The sequence below is a fragment of the Phycisphaeraceae bacterium genome, from assembly GCA_019636795.1.
GTDB lineage: Bacteria > Planctomycetota > Phycisphaerae > Phycisphaerales > UBA1924 > JAHBWW01.
On the sequence record JAHBWW010000005.1, the window covers coordinates 100,502 to 117,883 of the forward strand.

The 17,382-nt window shown below is 60.7% G+C and carries 16 protein-coding genes; 8 read left to right on the forward strand and 8 right to left on the reverse strand.

Translation table 11 applies throughout. The annotated features are described in order from the left end of the window. Positions 1–14: 14 nt before the first annotated feature. The gene (locus tag KF757_11300; protein MBX3323564.1) at positions 15–1,076 is read left to right on the forward strand and encodes a MoxR family ATPase; all 1,062 of its coding nucleotides are present in this window, start codon (positions 15–17) and stop codon (positions 1,074–1,076) included. Positions 1,077–1,091: 15 nt separating this feature from the next. Here KF757_11300 and KF757_11305 read toward each other — a convergent pair whose 3' ends face one another. From KF757_11305 to KF757_11325, 5 genes are read right to left on the reverse strand one after another with little or no spacing between them, the layout of a single operon-like run. Then, positions 1,092–1,973 carry a hypothetical protein gene (locus KF757_11305; GenBank protein MBX3323565.1) on the reverse strand — a complete coding sequence of 294 codons (882 nt, stop codon included), beginning with the start codon at positions 1,971–1,973 and terminating at the stop codon, positions 1,092–1,094. 57 nt (positions 1,974–2,030) lie between these two features. Then, positions 2,031–2,369, reverse strand: a complete 339-nt coding sequence (locus KF757_11310; GenBank protein MBX3323566.1) for a hypothetical protein — start codon at positions 2,367–2,369, stop codon at positions 2,031–2,033. A gap of 11 nt (positions 2,370–2,380) precedes the next feature. Further along, entirely contained in the window at positions 2,381–3,994 is a 1,614-nt protein-coding gene (gene aroD, locus KF757_11315) for a type I 3-dehydroquinate dehydratase (GenBank protein ID MBX3323567.1), read from the reverse strand. A gap of 10 nt (positions 3,995–4,004) precedes the next feature. Then, on the reverse strand, positions 4,005–4,976 hold the full coding sequence (locus KF757_11320; protein MBX3323568.1) for a 50S ribosome-binding GTPase: 972 nt from the start codon (positions 4,974–4,976) through the stop codon (positions 4,005–4,007). Next, complete coding sequence (locus KF757_11325) at positions 4,973–5,755, reverse strand: type III pantothenate kinase (protein ID MBX3323569.1); 783 nt, start codon at positions 5,753–5,755, stop codon at positions 4,973–4,975. The genes KF757_11320 and KF757_11325 overlap by 4 nt, the downstream gene beginning before the upstream one ends. 124 nt (positions 5,756–5,879) lie before the next feature. Here KF757_11325 and KF757_11330 point away from each other — a divergent pair, with 124 nt between their 5' ends. The 6 genes from KF757_11330 to KF757_11355 all read left to right on the forward strand — a co-directional run bounded on the left by KF757_11330 (position 5,880) and on the right by KF757_11355 (position 12,576). Next, a complete protein-coding gene (locus KF757_11330; protein ID MBX3323570.1) occupies positions 5,880–6,821 on the forward strand; it encodes a hypothetical protein in 942 nt (313 codons plus the stop codon). 404 nt (positions 6,822–7,225) lie between these two features. Beyond that, positions 7,226–10,546, forward strand: coding sequence for a hypothetical protein (locus KF757_11335; protein MBX3323571.1), 3,321 nt, complete (start codon positions 7,226–7,228; stop codon positions 10,544–10,546). A 129-nt stretch (positions 10,547–10,675) separates the two neighbouring features. Next, positions 10,676–11,038, forward strand: coding sequence for an STAS domain-containing protein (locus KF757_11340; protein MBX3323572.1), 363 nt, complete (start codon positions 10,676–10,678; stop codon positions 11,036–11,038). A 27-nt stretch (positions 11,039–11,065) separates the two neighbouring features. Next, positions 11,066–11,494, forward strand: coding sequence for an ATP-binding protein (locus KF757_11345; GenBank protein ID MBX3323573.1), 429 nt, complete (start codon positions 11,066–11,068; stop codon positions 11,492–11,494). Between the two features lie 50 nt (positions 11,495–11,544). Continuing rightward, positions 11,545–11,901 (forward strand): iron-sulfur cluster insertion protein ErpA, encoded by a 357-nt coding sequence (gene erpA, locus KF757_11350; GenBank protein ID MBX3323574.1) that lies wholly within the window; start codon positions 11,545–11,547, stop codon positions 11,899–11,901. 195 nt (positions 11,902–12,096) lie between these two features. Further along, positions 12,097–12,576, forward strand: a complete 480-nt coding sequence (locus KF757_11355) for a hypothetical protein (protein MBX3323575.1) — start codon at positions 12,097–12,099, stop codon at positions 12,574–12,576. Positions 12,577–12,592: 16 nt separating this feature from the next. Here the strand turns inward: KF757_11355 and serS are convergent, their stop codons facing one another. After that, entirely contained in the window at positions 12,593–14,050 is a 1,458-nt protein-coding gene (gene serS, locus KF757_11360; protein MBX3323576.1) for a serine--tRNA ligase, read from the reverse strand. A 162-nt stretch (positions 14,051–14,212) separates the two neighbouring features. On the opposite strand from serS, the gene tadA reads away from it, so the two are divergent. After that, the gene (gene tadA / locus KF757_11365; protein MBX3323577.1) at positions 14,213–15,868 is read left to right on the forward strand and encodes a Flp pilus assembly complex ATPase component TadA; all 1,656 of its coding nucleotides are present in this window, start codon (positions 14,213–14,215) and stop codon (positions 15,866–15,868) included. 153 nt (positions 15,869–16,021) lie between these two features. Here tadA and KF757_11370 read toward each other — a convergent pair whose 3' ends face one another. Continuing rightward, a complete protein-coding gene (locus KF757_11370; GenBank protein ID MBX3323578.1) occupies positions 16,022–16,249 on the reverse strand; it encodes a hypothetical protein in 228 nt (75 codons plus the stop codon). 255 nt (positions 16,250–16,504) lie between these two features. Then, the gene (locus KF757_11375) at positions 16,505–17,293 is read right to left on the reverse strand and encodes a hypothetical protein (GenBank protein MBX3323579.1); all 789 of its coding nucleotides are present in this window, start codon (positions 17,291–17,293) and stop codon (positions 16,505–16,507) included. Positions 17,294–17,382 lie beyond the last annotated feature (89 nt).

Consider the following 17,382-nt stretch of genomic DNA (forward strand, 5'->3'; position numbering starts at 1 on the left):
ACGCTTCACGCACCATGACCGACTCGCAGTTGCCAGCATCTGACTCACCCGAAGCCGCACTGGCGGCAGCCGCGCGGTTTCGCGAGGATTACGCCCGGCTTCGAGACGAGATCGGGCGTGTCATGGTCGGGCAGGCCGACGTGGTCGATGGTGTGCTGACGAGTTTGTTCTCTGGTGGGCATGTGCTGCTCGAAGGCGTTCCCGGCATTGGCAAGACGCTGCTGGTCCGGACGCTGGCCCGCGCCCTCTCGCTCGAGTTTTCGCGCATTCAGTTCACTCCCGACCTGATGCCTGCCGACATCTCCGGCACAACGATTGTTGTCGAAGTTGAAGGCGAGCATGGTCGCCTGGAGCGGCAGTTTTCGTTTCAGCCCGGGCCGATCTTTGCCCAGATTGTCCTGGCTGACGAGATCAATCGCGCGACACCAAAGACGCAATCGGCACTGCTCGAAGCGATGCAGGAACGCAGTGTGACCGTTGCCGGCACAACGCACGAACTTCCCGCGCCGTTCCTTGTCATGGCGACGCAGAACCCCATCGAGCAGGAGGGCACATATCCATTGCCCGAAGCCCAACTCGACCGGTTCTTCTTCAAACTACTCGTGGGCACGTCGTCGCGTACGGAACTGGCCGAGATCGTCAACCGCACGACCGGAGGCTCACTGCTGCAGGTGACGCCGGTGATCGGGGCTGAGCAGATCATTGCGCATCAGGCACTGGTGCGGCGTGTGGCCGCGGCCGAGCGTGTGGTCGATTATGCGGTGCGTCTGGTTCTGGCGACGCATCCGGCCGATGCGAGCCTTGGTTCGAAGGGCGAGTTTGCCACGCCGATGGTTCAGCAGTATGTGCGGCTTGGTGCCAGCCCTCGCGCGGCGCAGGCGATGATGCTCGGTGCCAAGTGTCGCGCGCTGCTCGATGGCCGCGCCGCGATCAGCATCGACGATGTGCGTGCCATCGCGCTGCCGGCACTTCGCCACCGTCTGATTCTGAACTTCGAGGGGTCGGCTGAAGGCGTCACGACCGATGCGATTGTTCAGAATGTGCTCGACACACTGCCTCACGATGTGGCGCGATAGGCGCTGCGATTTGCGTCAATCCGCCTCCTCCGCCTCTGCCCATGCCCCAAGCACGCTGGCCAGATCGCGGGCGCACGCGGTCATGGCCGTGCTGGGTGTGAGGTAGAGCGGGCCGTCGAGTACCGCGACGCGACTGTTCTCGATCGCGGGCAAGCGCAGGGTTGCGATTGTTCCGAGCTGGCTCACTGCGTCGGCACCGGTCGCGCCAATGCCCATGCCGCCTTCACGCGGCATCATGAGCACAATCACGTCGGGCGCGAGTGTGAGCAAATCTTCACGGTCGAGTTCGATCCACGGCGTGCCGTGCTCGATCGCGGGTGTGGCACCCAGACGCAGCAGCATCTGATGATGCCACGAGCCGGGCCCGAGAGCGGCTGGTGGGTCGAGCGTGCCCAGCAACAACACGCGGCCCACGCCGACCAGCGATGGCCTGCGCGGTTCAAGTGCCCGCGCGAGCACTGCACTCGGCGGTTCACTTTCCGGCTTCGCGCCGAAGCGGGTATGCATGTCGTCGGCTACGCGAGAGATGTCATCGAGCGTGAGCAGGGTCACATGCTCGAGCTCCCAATTGTGCTGCGCAGACAGGGCGACCAGCCTTGTCGGTAGCGCACGCTCTCCCCATTCGATGAGCACGTGCGTCGGCTGGAGCAACAGCAGCATTTCGTAGTCAATGGCCCCCTGATGCCCGGCTGCGGGCAGGTGACGCAGTGTCAGATCAAAGTCGTGACGTCCAACGATCAGGTGCTGTGCGCCCACATCGGCAAGCATGATCGTCAGCGCCGGGCTGAGCACCACGAGCCGCGCCGCGTCGGGGGCATCATCCGCCTCTGGCGTCGGCGGAACCCTCGCGCACGCGCAGGCGAACACTGCGTACATCAGCAGCACAATGAGTCTCATGAATCGCACACACCAAGAGTACGCCGCATTGGGCAACATCGGGCCAGCAGTCGTTCTTCATAGAACGAGCATCACCAATCCGACTTGCGCCAGTGCTGCGACAACAGGCAGGCTCGACAGACCAACTGCCGTGATTGCGACGCGTTGGCCGGTCATGTGCCGCTCGCGTCCGACATACTCGCAGATCAATACCACAAGCACGACCGTTGCAAACTTGAGCGGGATGAGACCAACGAATCCGAAGCGTTCAATGAGATGCGCCGCGATGAGATTGACTTCAATCGCATCAAAATGCGTCATGACAATGGTGGTCATAAGGATGTCGAGCGTTGCTGCGAGCACATACCAGCAGTACAGATCAGGGTAAAGCACGTGCTTCTCGGTCAACCAACGCATGGCTCGCTCCTTCAGCGGGCCAACATCTCGCGTGTGACCCGTTCGAAGAGACCCGTCGGTGCGGGCCGGCCCGTCCATCGCGTGAACTGCGCAGCCGCCTGCCCGACAAACATTTCGACGCCATCGATCGTTCGGATCCCACAATGTTCGGCTTCCTTGAGAAGCGATGTTTCGATGGGTGTGTACACGGTGTCCTGCACAATTCGCAAACCCCCGATTCTGGAAAGGTGTTCGGGAGAAATCGGGCAGTCGTCCGGGGCGGGTCCGCCTTTCATGCCCACGGAAGTGCAGTTGATGATCGCGTCGGCATGCGTGACGGCTTCAAGCTCGACAGCCCGGGCGCGATCATGGCCTGCTTCGTTCAACGCGCGGACCAGCGCGGCCGCAGGCTCGGGCGAACGATTGACAATCAGCACGCTCGCGCCGCGCCGCGACAGTTCGAAAGCCACCGCCCGCGCCGCGCCGCCCGCACCCAGCACGATCACGCGCGAGTCCGCCAGTGCGCCCAGCATCCGCGCAAGCGGATCGACTGCGGCTGGGGCGTCGGTGTTGCCCACTTGCCATGTGCCGTCCGCAGCGCGCCATAGTGTGTTGGCGGCACCACATCCAGCCGAGAGATCATCCAGCGCCCAGTGCTGCTCGCGGGCGAGCGCGACGAGATGTTCCTTGTGCGGCAGCGTAACGCTTGCACCCGCGAAGTTGAGGTGCGTGTCCTCAACCAGTGAGAGCAGTGTGGCTTTGAAACTCGCGTACGTCGCGGCGGTGTCGCCATCGGCTGCGATCGGGAGCGGGACATACACACCATCGTGATCGACAGCCTCAAAACCTGCGTTGTGAACCAACGGCGACATCGAATGACTGACGGGCCAGCCGATAATGCCGTAAACAAGCGTTTTTCGCGTGATGGCGCGGAGACGGTAAGTATTGAGGAGTGCAGCCAGCGTCGGCTGACCCGGCGCGGTGGCCGATTCGTCACGCAAGGATGCAAATGTCAGGAACGCGCCGCATTGCGGCGCGAGAATGCGACTCATCAACCCGAACTCGCCCATGCCAAGCGCGATTGTCGGCCGCTGCCCGTCGCGCGCGATCTCGAAGAGTTCGAGTGAGTCACGCAGACTCCGCGCCCGAAAGGCGATTTTCGCCACATCAGCAATCCCGAGTGCCTCGAGCGCGATCACTCGCCGCGTGAGGTCAGCCGGGCGCCCTGAAAAGTCGTGGATCGAAACAATCAACCTCGCGTGCATGCCTGCGCCAGAGCGGGCGGATCGGAGGCGCTGGGCCAGATTCGGCGTGCGCGAAAACGCTGCGAGTTCGACATCGACATACGCCGGGCCGCGATCACTGGCCACAAGCCCTTCGATGAGTTCGAGCCGATCTTCCTCAGAGCCCTCGTAGTGCCCCCCTTCCCACGACGGGCGGCACGTCACAATGCTCGGCAGCGCACAACCCGCGACCAGATCGAGCGAAGCCCGCAGCGCATCGCCTCCGTGTTCGAGCATCGCTTCAACGAAAGCATCAACGCGGAACTCGACAAGATCCGCGCCGGCATGGCGCGCCGATTCGGCGTCGGCCAGGGCAGTCGCAGCATCAGAGACCATGATGGGAACACACAGCAGTGTCGGCATGACCGTGAGTCTAGTGAGACTGCGCCCAGAAACGCCAGGGCCTCGGATCGGCAAGCACATGGTCGGGCACCAGACGCTCGCGCACCAGTGCAGCCAGTTCTTCGATTCCCTCGCCCGTGAGGGCCGAGACATCGAGATCGCGCGACCAATCGGGTCTGCCGCGATCGGCACGCAAGGCGATGAGCATCGAGTCTGGCGATGTCGCGTTCGCGTCGTGGCGTATGGGTGCAAAGGTTGGAGGTGCTGGTGATTCTGCATCGCCGCAGAGCAGGATAAGGCTCGCTCTCGAAGCCAGCGCGTGTGCGATGTGTGTTGCCTCGAGCACGAGGGGATCTGTTTCATCGTCGGCTACGCCCGGTGCGTCGAGCAGTCGCACCACCAGCCCGTCGAGTTGGACGTGCACCGAAACCGCGTCGCGCGTCGTGCCGGCGATGTCGGCCACCACCGAGACGGATTCGCGCGCAAGGCGATTGACCAGCGTTGACTTGCCGATGTTCGCCGGACCCCAGATCGCAACGAGGGGCGGCGTGAGCAGGTGCGCTAGCGCGGGCGCGTCGTTCGGCGTGGCATTTGGTGCCGCGCGCCACCGCGCGGGCTGAGCCAGCAACAGATCGGTTGTTCGGGTTCCGCGAGCGCGCGAGAGCATGTCGAGCATGCGTGCCTCGATGTCGTCGGCCGCCTCGGGCCAGGCGATGGTGGGAGCCAGATCGCTTGCGATCGTGATGCCGTGATCGTGCAGTCGATCCAGCAGAGCCTTTAAGACTCCGTGACCGCCGTGAATCATCAGGTCGAGTGTGATTTGATCCCAGCGGGCGGCAATGCCACGATCAACGCCGAGGAAATCTGCTAGTTTTACCTGCCCGATGCCAATTTCTGCGAGCCCAAGCGAGGCCAGTGATTGCTCCAGATCAGGACCGGCAAGCCGCACGATTGCGATCGCGCCCGAGCCTCGCGCAGTCTCGACCGAAGCGCAAACGTTCACGACTCAGCATCCGCAGCCAGCGCCGCAACGCACGCCGATACACCGAGAAGTTGCAGATCGGGGACGAAGTGCTCGACAAATCCATCGGCTTCGAGGACGGCCATATCGCCCCCGGTGGCGATGACCTGCGGGTAAGCGCCGTAGACCTCTGCGCAGGCTTCGAGTTGCACGCGCACGAGGCCGCGCGCCGCCGCCAGCACCCCGAGCTGCATCGCGTGCGCCGTGTCGCGCCCGAGTGTGCCCCTTTCGATTTCCGGCATCGTGAACGCAATTGCGGGCAGGGCGGCTGTTCCTCGGTGCAGTGCATCGAGCATCATGTTGAGACCCGGCGCGATCACGCCGCCACGAAACACTCCGGCGCCGTCAATGAAATCGATGGTGATCGCGGTGCCGATGTCGATGACGACGCAGGCCTGCTTGGTGCGGTTGTAGGCAGCCAGCGCATTGAGCCACCGATCCTGCCCGACCGTCGAGCCATCATCGAGTTCGTATTGGAGCGGAATCGGCACATCGCGTCCGATGCGTCCAATGTGTGGCGAGCCCGCTACCTCGGACGCAATCTGTCCGATGGTGGCCGCGTCGGGGTCGTTGACCGACGCCATGACAACGGTCGGTTGTGCACGGTGATCAGCAAGGAGACGGGCCAGTGCGGTACGGGCTTCGGCAGGGTCGCGGCTTGGAAAGACAACGACGTGCGCGAGTTCCTGGTTGTGGAAAAGTCCCGCTCGGGTGCGTGTGTTGCCGACACACAAGGCCAGAAGTTGATCATTGTGTTCCATGTCCGCAACGGTAGTCCGCACTCGACGACTACACTGAGCGCGTCGCGCAACAAAGGCCCCGATGTATACATGTGTTGTGGATCCTGATCTCAAGTGCTTCCAAACCGGGGGGATGACATTTCCCTTGGGTGTTTATCCCATTGAACCCATCGAACCCGTTGAGGGGTATGCGATGGAGTTCGAGGCTGCCGATGGAGCCGAGGACGGATCCGAACTCGAAGAATGGCCCGATCGGTATGTGTTCGATATCGTGATGTCGGCCGAGCGACTGCCTTCGTTGATCCTGCAGTTGCTTGGTCTCATGCCTGCGCATGTGTACCCGATTCTCGACTTCATAGGACACGACGAGTATCGGGAGATCGACCCCTACATTTCGTATGACCAGATCGGGATCGACCTGCTCCTCGACGCGATACGCCAGTTCAGGGGGTTTTTTTGCGAGGATGGCATGGTCGGCTTCGGGGCGATGAGCGAGTCGCCCTTCTTCTATATGTTTGTGGATGAGCACAAAATCCTGACCCTGCGCGTCGAGCCGACGCTGAAGGATCGGATCGAGCGTCTTTTGGAAGCCTTTGACCTGGAATTATGCCCAGAACCGGTGGGTGTAGATGCAGTGGCGCACGAGCATCGATCGGTGCTTATTCTCCCTGCCGAGCGACCCAATGCACTTTCTGCCGAGGAAATTGTCGGGCACCTGAGGCAGGAATGGCGTCTGATTCTCAACGTCGATCCGGAACAAAACCTTGACGAGGAAGGGCGCGAACTGGGGCTCACAGCTTGGCGTGCAGTCATTCGTTCGGGCACGGGTGACGACGAACCCTCTCGATATGCCGAAATTCTGCTTCGAGCGAGCAACCTGGCCGAGGCGGAGGAGATTGCACATTCGGGTGTCGAGGAGCTGGTCGAGCAGCCGCCGGACGAAGACTGGATGGACATGGTGGTTCTGGCCCTGGATCGCCTGGGTGAGGAGCGGATGCTGGTGCTTGCAACGACGCTGGGCGAGGACGTGGCATCGCGAGCGACGGAAAAGGAGCCGGGCGTGATCCATTCTCGATGGCTGGAATGAACGTTCTGGCGGAATACTGGAACCGCTCGGGGAACTCCGGCGAAGTGACTGAACACCCCGGGAGATGGGAACGGCCCCGCTTTCGTTCCCCTTGGCGTTGACCAAGCCCGGTGAGACTTGCTGGGAAGATGGCCCCGGGCTATCTTCGCGGTTCGGACACAAATGCTTACGAATGGGCGACCTGAAGCGAGAGACATAGTGCCAACGTTCTGCGGATTCAATGTGGATTGTCTGCACGGCCGACGAAAATGGGCTACACTGGCGTCCCGCAGGTCGGGCACGAAAAGGCCGAAGGCGGTGCAGTGGTTTGGGATCCGGGTTGGTGGCCTTGGAAGCGAGATGTCGGATCTCGATCAGGCCGAAGGGGCATTGAGACTTGGCGCATTTTCCAGTTGGAGCATGTGATGCGTAACAGCAGAGGATTTCGGTCAGTTCGGTCGCTTCTTGCTGCAGCAGCGGCCTTTGCAGCGCCGTGTGCGATGGTGACATCGGTGTCGGCCCGCGATCCGGAGGTGCTGACAGCGTCGGCGTCTCGAACGATCGATCGCGCTTCGGCACTCATGGAGCAGGGGAAACTGATCCAGGCCCGGCACTATCTCGAAACCATGACCCGCACCTCCAAGGGTCAACTGTCAACGGAAGAATCGACGCGGGTCTTCGAGATGCTCGGCCAGATCGCCACGCGACTGAGCACACTGAGTCCCACGGAACTGAGCCTTCAGCGGGCCGAGTCGGCGCTGGTCTTCGGCGAACTCCGTGAGGCCGAGACGCACGCCCGGGCTGTTGTCAACTCCGCCAGGGCGAGTGATTCGCAAAAAGCATCGGCGACGGTTGTCGTCGACTATGTCACGCAGCAGCGTGCGGCGCAGGCTCCGCAACTTCGTGAAGGTCTGATGCTCGCCGTGGCTGACTTTGACAACGGGTCGTATCGCGAAGCGCACGCCAGACTTGCTGCGATCTCGCGCATCGGTCTGGACATGTCTGAAGGCGAGCGCGTGTTGTACGACACATACGCCAAGCGACTGTCGAACGTGGCGATCACGACTGGTGACGTGAGCCTTGGGTCGCTTCCGGCGATTGAAGAAGGTGTCGTCGCGTGGCTGTTGCAGGATTCGGGTGGCCAGCCGACCGATCCAATTGCCGAGTCGAACCGCAACGAAGCGATGCGGATCCTTGCTGAAGCGGATGCTGCGTTCAATGGCAGCCAGTTCCGTCTGGCACAGACCAAGTACAACCAGTTGCTGGCGCAGTACGGGCAGTATCTCTCGGCTACGGATCGCGCACACGTCGAGCGTCGCTCGACGGATGTCGCGCTGCGACTCAATGCTCAGCCCGGGAGCGATGTGCTCGGCGAGGTGCAGCAGGATGTCGCGCTGCAGCGTGATCGTGCCCGCCAGATCTATCGCAACCAGATTGATGCAGCAGAACGTTCGCTGGCGAGCGGGGACTTCCCCAATGCACGCCTTCAGGCGGGGCAGGCCGGACTGACTGCAAGCCAGAACAGCAACGTGCTGCCTGAAGATGAAGTCCGGAGCATGGTTGACGGGTCGCGCGATCTGATGTCACGCATCGAGCAGGCGGAGGATTCGGCCCGTATTGGTGCAGCTGAGGACACCCAGCGACGTCTGGCTGCCGACAGCCGCGCTCGCGAGGACGAGGTGCGTGCCGCGCGCGACCGTCAGATTAACGAGAGCATCGCTCGTGTTCGTGCGTTGCAACTCGAACTCAAGTATGACGAAGCCCTTCAGGTCGTCGATCAGATTCTGACGATTGATCCACTGAGCCCGGCGGGTCTTCTGCTCAAGGAAGTGCTCGAGGACGCGCGGATCTATCGCGTCTACTACACAACGCAGCGTGAGAAGGCCTACAGCTACTCGAACCACTCGCTTGAAAACGAAGCAGCCATGATCGCTCCGATGGACATCATCGGGTATCCGGCGGACTGGCCGAACATCTCGCTCAAGCGTGGCGAGCCGATGCAGTTCACGGAGAGCGCGCAGAATCGCGCCGTGCTGGCGACGCTTCAGGATCGCCGTATTCCGGTGAGCTTTGCCAACAACCGTCTGACCGATGTGCTGGATTTCATCGCGCAGGTGTCGAATCTGAACATGGATATCGACTGGGCCTCGCTCGAGATGATCGGGATTGACCCGGAAACTCCGGTGTCGTTGAAGTTGACGAGTGTGACGCTCGAAACGGTGCTCAATCGTGTGCTCGAGAAGGTGTCAGACCCGGATATCCGCGCGGGCTGGGCTGTGACTGATGGCATCCTGACGATCGCGTCCGACGAGGTGCTCAGGCGCAACACGGTGCTCGAGATTTACGATATCCGTGACCTCCTGATTGACATTCCGGACTACACCGACGCTCCTACATTCGACCTGAACTCCGTGCTTCAGGGCTCGCAGGGTGGCGGCGGCGGACAGAGCCCCTTCCAGCAGACAGGCCAAGGCGGGCAGGGCGTGGACCGTCGCGACCGCGGCGAGATGATCGAGGAGATCATCGACATCATCACATCGAATATCGATCCGGAGAACTGGGACGTCAGCGGTGGCGACACCGGCTCGATCCGCGAGTTCAATGGCAATCTGATCATCACGAACACGCCGGCCAACCATCGCTCGATCATTGCTCTGTTGAGCAAGCTGCGCGAGGTGCGGGCCTTGCAGATCAACGTCGAGACGCGGTTCCTGCTTGTCGCGCAGGACTTCTTCGAGCAGATCGGGTTTGACATTGACGTGTATCTGAACGCCAAGAACAACGAGTTCAACATCGCGCGGACGATCGATCCGAGCCTGCTGCCTTCGGACTATTTCGACGATCAGGGCCGACTGCGGCGTCGCGTTGGTTCGGGCAACTTCGACCTCGACGGCGATGGCACTGTCGGACCCCCCGGCGGGTTTGGCGAGCCCGGCGACTATGTGCCGGTCTTCGGCCCCGGGTTACAGGGCGATCAGTGGTCGATCATTCGCGGGGCGCAGGATTCGCTGTCGCTGACCAACACTTTGGCAGCGGGCAGTTCGTTCGCGGGCGAGATTCTGGGCGCTTCGCCGGCTCTGGGCATCACAGGGCAGTTCCTCGACGACATTCAGGTCGACTTCATGATCCAGGCGACGCAGGCCGATCGCCGGTCAGTGAGTCTGACAGCCCCGCGTCTGACGTTTACCAACGGGCAGGCGGCCAACATCTATGTGGCGACGCAGCAGGCATTTGTTTCGGACCTCACACCAGTGACCAGTGAATCGGCGGTGGCGTTCGATCCTGAAGTCGATGTGATCAACGACGGCGTGGTGCTGCTGATCGACGGCGTGGTTTCGGCCGACCGTCGCTATGTGACGCTGAACGTCGATGCAGCTATTTCGCAGTTGCAGGACTTTGCTCGCGAGCGGGTGACGGCTGCGGTCGCCGGACTGCTGGTCGATTCGGCGGATACGGGTTCGTTCATTCAGTTGCCCATTGTGTCGGTCAGTCGCGTTCAGACGACGGTCACGATTCCCGATCAAGGCACGATTCTGCTCGGCGGGCAGAGGCTGATCTCGGAATTCGCGGTCGAAACCGGAGTGCCGGTGCTGAGCAAGATTCCGATTCTGAGCCGGTTCTTCTCGAACCGGATCGACGCCAAGGAAGAGCAGACGCTGCTGATTTTGCTCAAGCCCACGATCCTGATTCAGAACGAGCAGGAGGAAGAGAACTTCCCCGGCCTGCTGGACATGCTGGGTCGCTGATACTGAAATGGCCAGTTCACAATCGGCCGGGTCCTGCGGGGCCCGGCTGTTTCTTTTGGGGTGTGGTATGCTTATGCTTCCGCGATTGCGGCCTCGAGGCCGTGCTGACGCCGAACTGGAGACTGGTTGATGCCTTCTTCCGACTCACGCTTGAGGATCACAGTTCGAGACACAGTGACATGTGTCGAGTTTCTGGATCGGAACATTCTCGACGAGTTGAACATCCAATCGATCGGCGAGGAGATAGGAAGTCTGATCGAGTCGGGGAGCAAGCCTCGCCTGCTGATCAGTTTTGCGAACGTCGATCACCTCGCGTCGGCGGCTCTTGGGGCGCTGATTACGATTCGCAACAAGGTCAAGGCCAGGGATGGTGAACTGAGACTGTCGGACATCGATCCACAGATCTACGAGGTGTTCGTGATCACGCGACTCGAAAATCTGTTCAACATTCACGACACCAGCGAGGACGCGCTCAAAGCGTTCAAGAAGTAAGCCCGCGGGCAGGATTGGCTGAGACTCATGGGCGAATCCACGCCTCACGAGCAAGGTTCAATGGAAATTCGACGCGACCGGTCACAGATCGAGCGCGTGTCAGATGCCATTCTGACTGCGGCTGAGGATCTGAACTATTCCAAGGCTTCGCGATTCGCCGTTCGCCTCGCGCTCGAAGAAGCCATCACAAACGCGTTTCACCACGGGCACCGACAACTGCCCGACACCGAGATGATCCGGGTGGAGTTCGAAGTATCGAGCGAACGAATCTGGATCGCGGTCGAAGATCGCGGCCCTGGCTTTGAGCCACAGGATGTACCCGACCCGACGATCGACGAGAACCTCGCCCTTCCGAGCGGGCGGGGGCTGATGCTGATGCGAACCTACATGTCGCAAGTGCAGTACAACGAGAAGGGAAACCGGGTCGAACTGGTGTACCGCCGACCCGCTTCCTGAGGTCTAGAATCTCTTCGGTCGGAGAAGTTGTTCGCACGGAGGCTTGGATCATGTCGTCAGAGCAAGTTGTTGCATCGCCGGTCACATTGACAGCCAAGGCTGCAGCCGAAATCAGAAACATTGTCGATCAGCAGGAACTCGATCCCGCAAAGGTTCGCCTTCGGGTAGGGATCAAGGGTGGCGGGTGCTCGGGGTTCAGCTACGTTCTGGACCTGACGGAGCAGCAGAAAGACTCGGACGAAGCTTTCGAGCAGCACGGGATTACGTTGATCTGCGACCCGCGGAGCCTGCCATACCTCTCTGGAACGATTGTGGATTTCAAGGACGAGATCATGGGTCGCGGGTTTGTGTTTCAGAACCCGAACGCGACCACGACGTGCGGATGTGGATCAAGTTTCGCGGTCTGAGTGACCTGTGTACGGAACTTGTGCGGTATTCACTTTGGAATTGTCAAGATTATCCTTGGTTGAAGGTCCGATTTTCGCTATGCTGTAAGCGTCAGGCGGTGCATGCTGGCCTCAGGCTCGGGCGCTGAGGGAAGGAGCCGTGTTGCGTTAGGTGCATGGCAATACCGCTGTCGTTTCGCCCTTGGAAGGGACTCCATGGAAGGTGGAACATCGCTACCACTTGAGACCTGTCAGGGATCTGCTCCGCCGACGGTGACCCAGTTCAGTGTGTTCCTCCCGAACAAGGTTGGCAAACTGCTTGATCTCGTTGAGCGGTTCGACAACTCGCCGTGTGCGATTTGTGCTCTCAATGTGCATGAAGCGAGCGACCATGCGGTCGTGCGATTGATTACCAACAACACGAAGATGGCTCGGACGCTGCTGCGCGAAGACAAGCTCGCGTACGCCGAGAACGATCTTCTGGTCGTTGAACTCACCAAGGGCCATTCACTGACGAGCCTGTGCTTGGCGCTGCTCGGGGCCGAACTTTCGATTCACTTTGCGTATCCGCTCATGATCAAGCCCAATGGCCGACCGACGATTGCTCTGGCAGTCGACGACCCGACACTCGCGGGGCAGATCCTGAGACGCAAGGAGTTCAGGCTCTTCGGAGAAGCGGATCTTCCAGCAGCCTGATCGGTCTCCCAACCTTTCAGCCAATTCGATCCATGCCACCCATGTAGGGCCGCAGCACTGTTGGAATGGTGACGCTCCCGTCGGCGTTCTGGTGCATCTCGAGCAGCGGAATCATGAGTCGTGGGCTTGCAGCCACCGTGTTGTTGAGACTGTGGCAGAACACCGTTGCGCCAGAACCGGCTTCGCCGCCGGGGCGGTAGCGCATATTCAACCTTCGACACTGATAGTCGTACAAGCGGCTGGCGGAATGTGTTTCGCCAAACGCCCCAATCGTCGAACCATCGGTCTGCGATTCGCCTCGACCGGGAACCCAGCACTCAACATCAACCATGTCGGCGTTCTTGACACCCAGGTCGCCCGTGCAGCACTGCAACAGGCGGTGGGGGAGTTCGAGCGAGCGCAGGAACATCTCGACATATCCGATCATCTTCGTGTGCCACGCCCGGCTCTCGGCCTCGTCGGCGCGGCAGATGACGACCTGTTCGACCTTGTCGAACTGATGCACGCGATACAAACCTGCGGTGTCCTTGCCCGCGGCTCCGGCTTCGCGGCGGAAACATGTCGAAACCGTAACGTACTTGCGAGGCAGGTCGCGCTCGTCGAGAATCTCGCCCATATGCACGCCCATCAGACCAACTTCACCCGTGCCCGTCAGGTACAGATCCTGGCCGGTGTTGGCTGTACCCGCGACCGGTTCCTCTTCATCGGCTTCGATCTGCCACCGGCGGGTTTCATCGATAAGGTAACTCTGAGCACGACCGGCAGGGAAGAACCCAGTCCCGACCATCGCCTCCTCGCGCACGAGCACCGGCACGCTCATCGGTATAAAGCCATTGTCACGCACCATGAAATCGAAGGCGTAGCGTGTCAGCGCCTGATGCAGCAGCATGCCCGCGCCGCTCAGCACATAACTCCGCGAACCTGCAACTCGAACGCCGCGCACAAAATCGACAAGCCCGAGTTCTTCGCACAGCCGAATGTGGTTACGCGGCTTGAAACCTTTGTTGGCTTCAAATGACTTCTCAAAGTTCCACCACGCCGGGCTCCAGCGCCGAATCTCGACGTTATCTTCGCTCGATGTGCCGACGGGCACATCAGCATCCGGAGGTAGCGGGACACGCAGCAGGAGCGCGGTGAGTTCCGGTTCGATCTGCCCGATCCTCTCTTCGAGCTCCTGAATCTCGGTCTTGAGTCGCGAGGGGGCGGCTTTGATCTCGTTGATCCGCGCTTCGATCTCGACGCGCTCGGCATCACTCGCTGCCTTCTTGAGCGATGCGGTCAACTGCCCAATGAGAGGCCCGGTCTCCTTGGCCAGTTTCTTCTGTTCGCTTCGGGCGCCTTCCTGCTGCGTCTGGAGTTCTCGCTTCAGAGAGTCGAGATGCACCAGTCGGTCGATATCGACACTGACCCGCTTGAGGGCGGCACCCTTGCGGTAACGATCGGGGTTTTCACGAAGGTCGCGGATGTCGATCATGGGACTCCAGTGTAGATCGCTCAGCGGGGGGCACGCTCATCGAGGCCCCAAATGGGAACCGGGCCCGCTCTTCTGCGGACAAAGGGAACTATCCTATATCCCGGTCCCACCACTCGGGAAAGAGGGTGTGGCCTACGTGCGCGCAAGACGGGGAACCGCTGGATGTCGACTCTGCAACTCAAACTCAATGCTGGTCGCGGCCGACCGCTTCGGCTGGATGACGACCCCATCACCATCGGTCGACACCCCGACAACCGCTTGCGCATCAGCGACGACATGGCCAGCCGACACCATTGCATCATCGAACCCCTCGGGGGCGGCAAGTTCCGATTGCGCGACCTGGGCAGTCGCAACGGGACCAAACTCAACGGCAACAAGGTCGGCGAATCGATGCTTCAGCCCGGCGACGTGATCCAGATCGGCAAGCTCGAGATGCTCGTCGAAGAACGTCAGAACGATGTCATTGCGCGCGTTCAGGACGGTGATGGCGAAGCAGATGGGCCGACTCTCCAATCGCGCCCGAGCAAGAAGGCCGAAGAGCGCGCTCCGTGGATTGACGAGCTCACTTCGATCATCAACGCCTTCGCGGTCACCGGCGTCGATGACGAGAACCTCAAGATCATTGATGCGGATGGCAAACCCTCTGACGCACTGGGTGGCACGGGACCCGGGCCTCGGAGCATGCGATTGCTGCTGCGCGTCGCATCACGAACGCGAGCGACCGATATTCACTGCGAGCCCAAGGGCGAGGGCATGAACATTCGCATGCGCGTCGACGGGCAGATGGTCTGGATCACGGAACTTCCAAACGATGTCGGCGAGCGCATGCTGGGGCTGGTCAAGAACGCATGCCAGATGAAGAGCGCGGCGCGCGACGCTGTGCAGGACGGGCACTTCTCCTGCCGATTCCCTGATCGCCGGGTTGAATACCGCGTCAGCGTGACGCCTTCGGTGCATGGCCAGAAGATGGTCGTGCGAATTCTCGATCAGCGTGGCGTGCCGACGTCTCTGTCCGATCTCGGGCTTGTCGGATACATGCACGAGCGCATCCGCGCGGTGACAATGCAGGACTCGGGCTTGCTGCTGGTGTGCGGGCCCACGGGGTCGGGCAAAACGACGACGCTCTACAACGCGCTGCGCGAGATCGACCGCGACACACGCAACGTCATCACGATCGAGGACCCGGTCGAGTATCAACTCGAAGGCGTCACCCAGATGCCCATCGATGAAAAGAAGGGCAACACGTTCAACACGCTCCTGCGGTCCGTGCTTCGGCAGGACCCGGATGTGATTCTTCTGGGCGAAGTTCGCGACGAGGAGACCGCGCGCACAGCCATGCAGGCTGCAATGACCGGACACCTGGTGTTTTCGACCGTTCACTCAAAGGATTCGATCTCGGCGGTGTTTCGTTTGCTCGACCTGCGCGTCGAGCCGTACCTTGTGGCCAACGCACTGAATCTTGTGCTTGCCCAGCGACTGGTGCGCACGCTGTGCGATGCGTGCAAGCAGTCGGTGACCGTGACCCCGGGGCAGGCCAACAAGATCGGGCGGTTCCTGGGCACCAAGACACAGATTTGTGCGCCAGTTGGGTGCACCAAGTGCATCAAGACGGGGTATCGAGGCCGACACGCGCTGTTCGAGTTGCTCGACTTCAACGATGAACTGCGCGATGTGGTGCTGCGCAATCCGAGCATTCAGGCGATGCGCAAGATCATCGACCAGGGCCTCTTCACGACGCTTCAGCAATTCGGGTATCGCCTCGTCTCCGACGGGGTCACCTCGATGGAAGAGGTCGATCGCGTGGCCGGGTCGAGTTGAGGCGGACTCGCGAGCGGCTGCTCGTGGGTAAGCGGTTCGTAAAAACACATCCGGCGATCGACCTTCACACACGGGCATGAGAGAGGGAGTGTTCTCATGGGTGTGTGGGGGCCGACCGCCGAACGCGTCAGCACGAGAGAGGGGAGTTGAGGCTCAGGCTGCGGGCAACATGCCCATGCGGTGCAGGAACACGGTTGCCTGCGAGACTTCTTCGCGCGTGAAATCGCAGAGGATCTGAGGCTGGAGTTCGCTGCCGAGCAGTTCGGTCGGTTCGACATACCGGCCACTGGCAGTTTCGGCGATTTCAGTGACCGCGAGCAAAATTGCTTCTGCGGCTTCGATCAATCGTTCTGCGCTGATGGGTTCAGGTTGGTTGTTCATCGCGCCCTCCTTACACATTCTCTTTCGTAAACAATCGACTTTGAGTTTCCATTCCGAGGTCACGTTTGTTTGTTCGCCAGTTCTCAAGCGAGATTTTGAAGCCTTGACACACGCCAGTTCTTTCGGATTACTGCCGATTTTTTTCTCGGCCTGACACAATTGGCCTATAGAACACGTGGCTCTGCCACCGATTCTCTGCGGAGAAGGCCGAATTCTCTCAGTTTGTACGCTTGAACGGGAATATCAGACGAGCGCTCACCGATCGAGCAGTCGAGCGTCGCGCCACGCGGGAAATTCGCGTCTCCAGGCGTGAAGCAGCGCCGAGTCGATCGGCACGCTCAGCACACCGATTTCGTCCGCGAGTTCGCCGAGGATTCGCCCCTTCGGGTCGATAGCGATGGTCCCGCCCTTGTAGTTCAGATACGGATCGTCGCCGGTTCGGTTCGCGCCGAGGACGAAGGCCTGGTTTTCGATCGCCCGGGCGATGAGCAGCGTGCGCCAGTGGTCCTGGCGGGAACTTGGCCAGTTGGCACCAATGGCAAAAACTTCAGCCCCGCGGCGCATTCCAAGGCGAAACAACTCGGGAAATCGCAGGTCATAACAGATGGCCGGGCATACACGCAGCGTGTCACCCGAGGAATCCGCCCACGAGAATGTCACGACTGTGTCACCCGCATCAAACGCCTCGGGTTCGCGCCCGAACGTGAAAGGATGAATTTTTGCGTAATCCGCAACTTTCTCGCCTGAAGGCCCATACACAGTCATCATATTGAGTGCGCGAGTGCTCGCTTGAGGCCGAACCGTTCGGCCCCCCGCCACGTACACTCGCAGAGTGGTCGAAAGGTGCATCAAAAAATGTTCAGTAGCGTTGTCCTGATCGTTAGTGTGTGAAATGTTGAGCGAGAAACCACTATCAAATAGTTCGGGAAGTACGATCAGGTCGTTCGGCTTGGTGTCGGTGTGAGCCAGGAGATCCGCTGTCGCTTGAAAGTTGGCGTCGCGGTTTTCCCAAGAGATATCGAGTTGGATCAGATGTGCCTGCACGGAATGCATGGTATCACGTCAGCAAAGCCCGTTGTGAAGCGGATGATCCATCAAGAAGACTTCATGCAGCAGATCCTGGAATGCGAGAT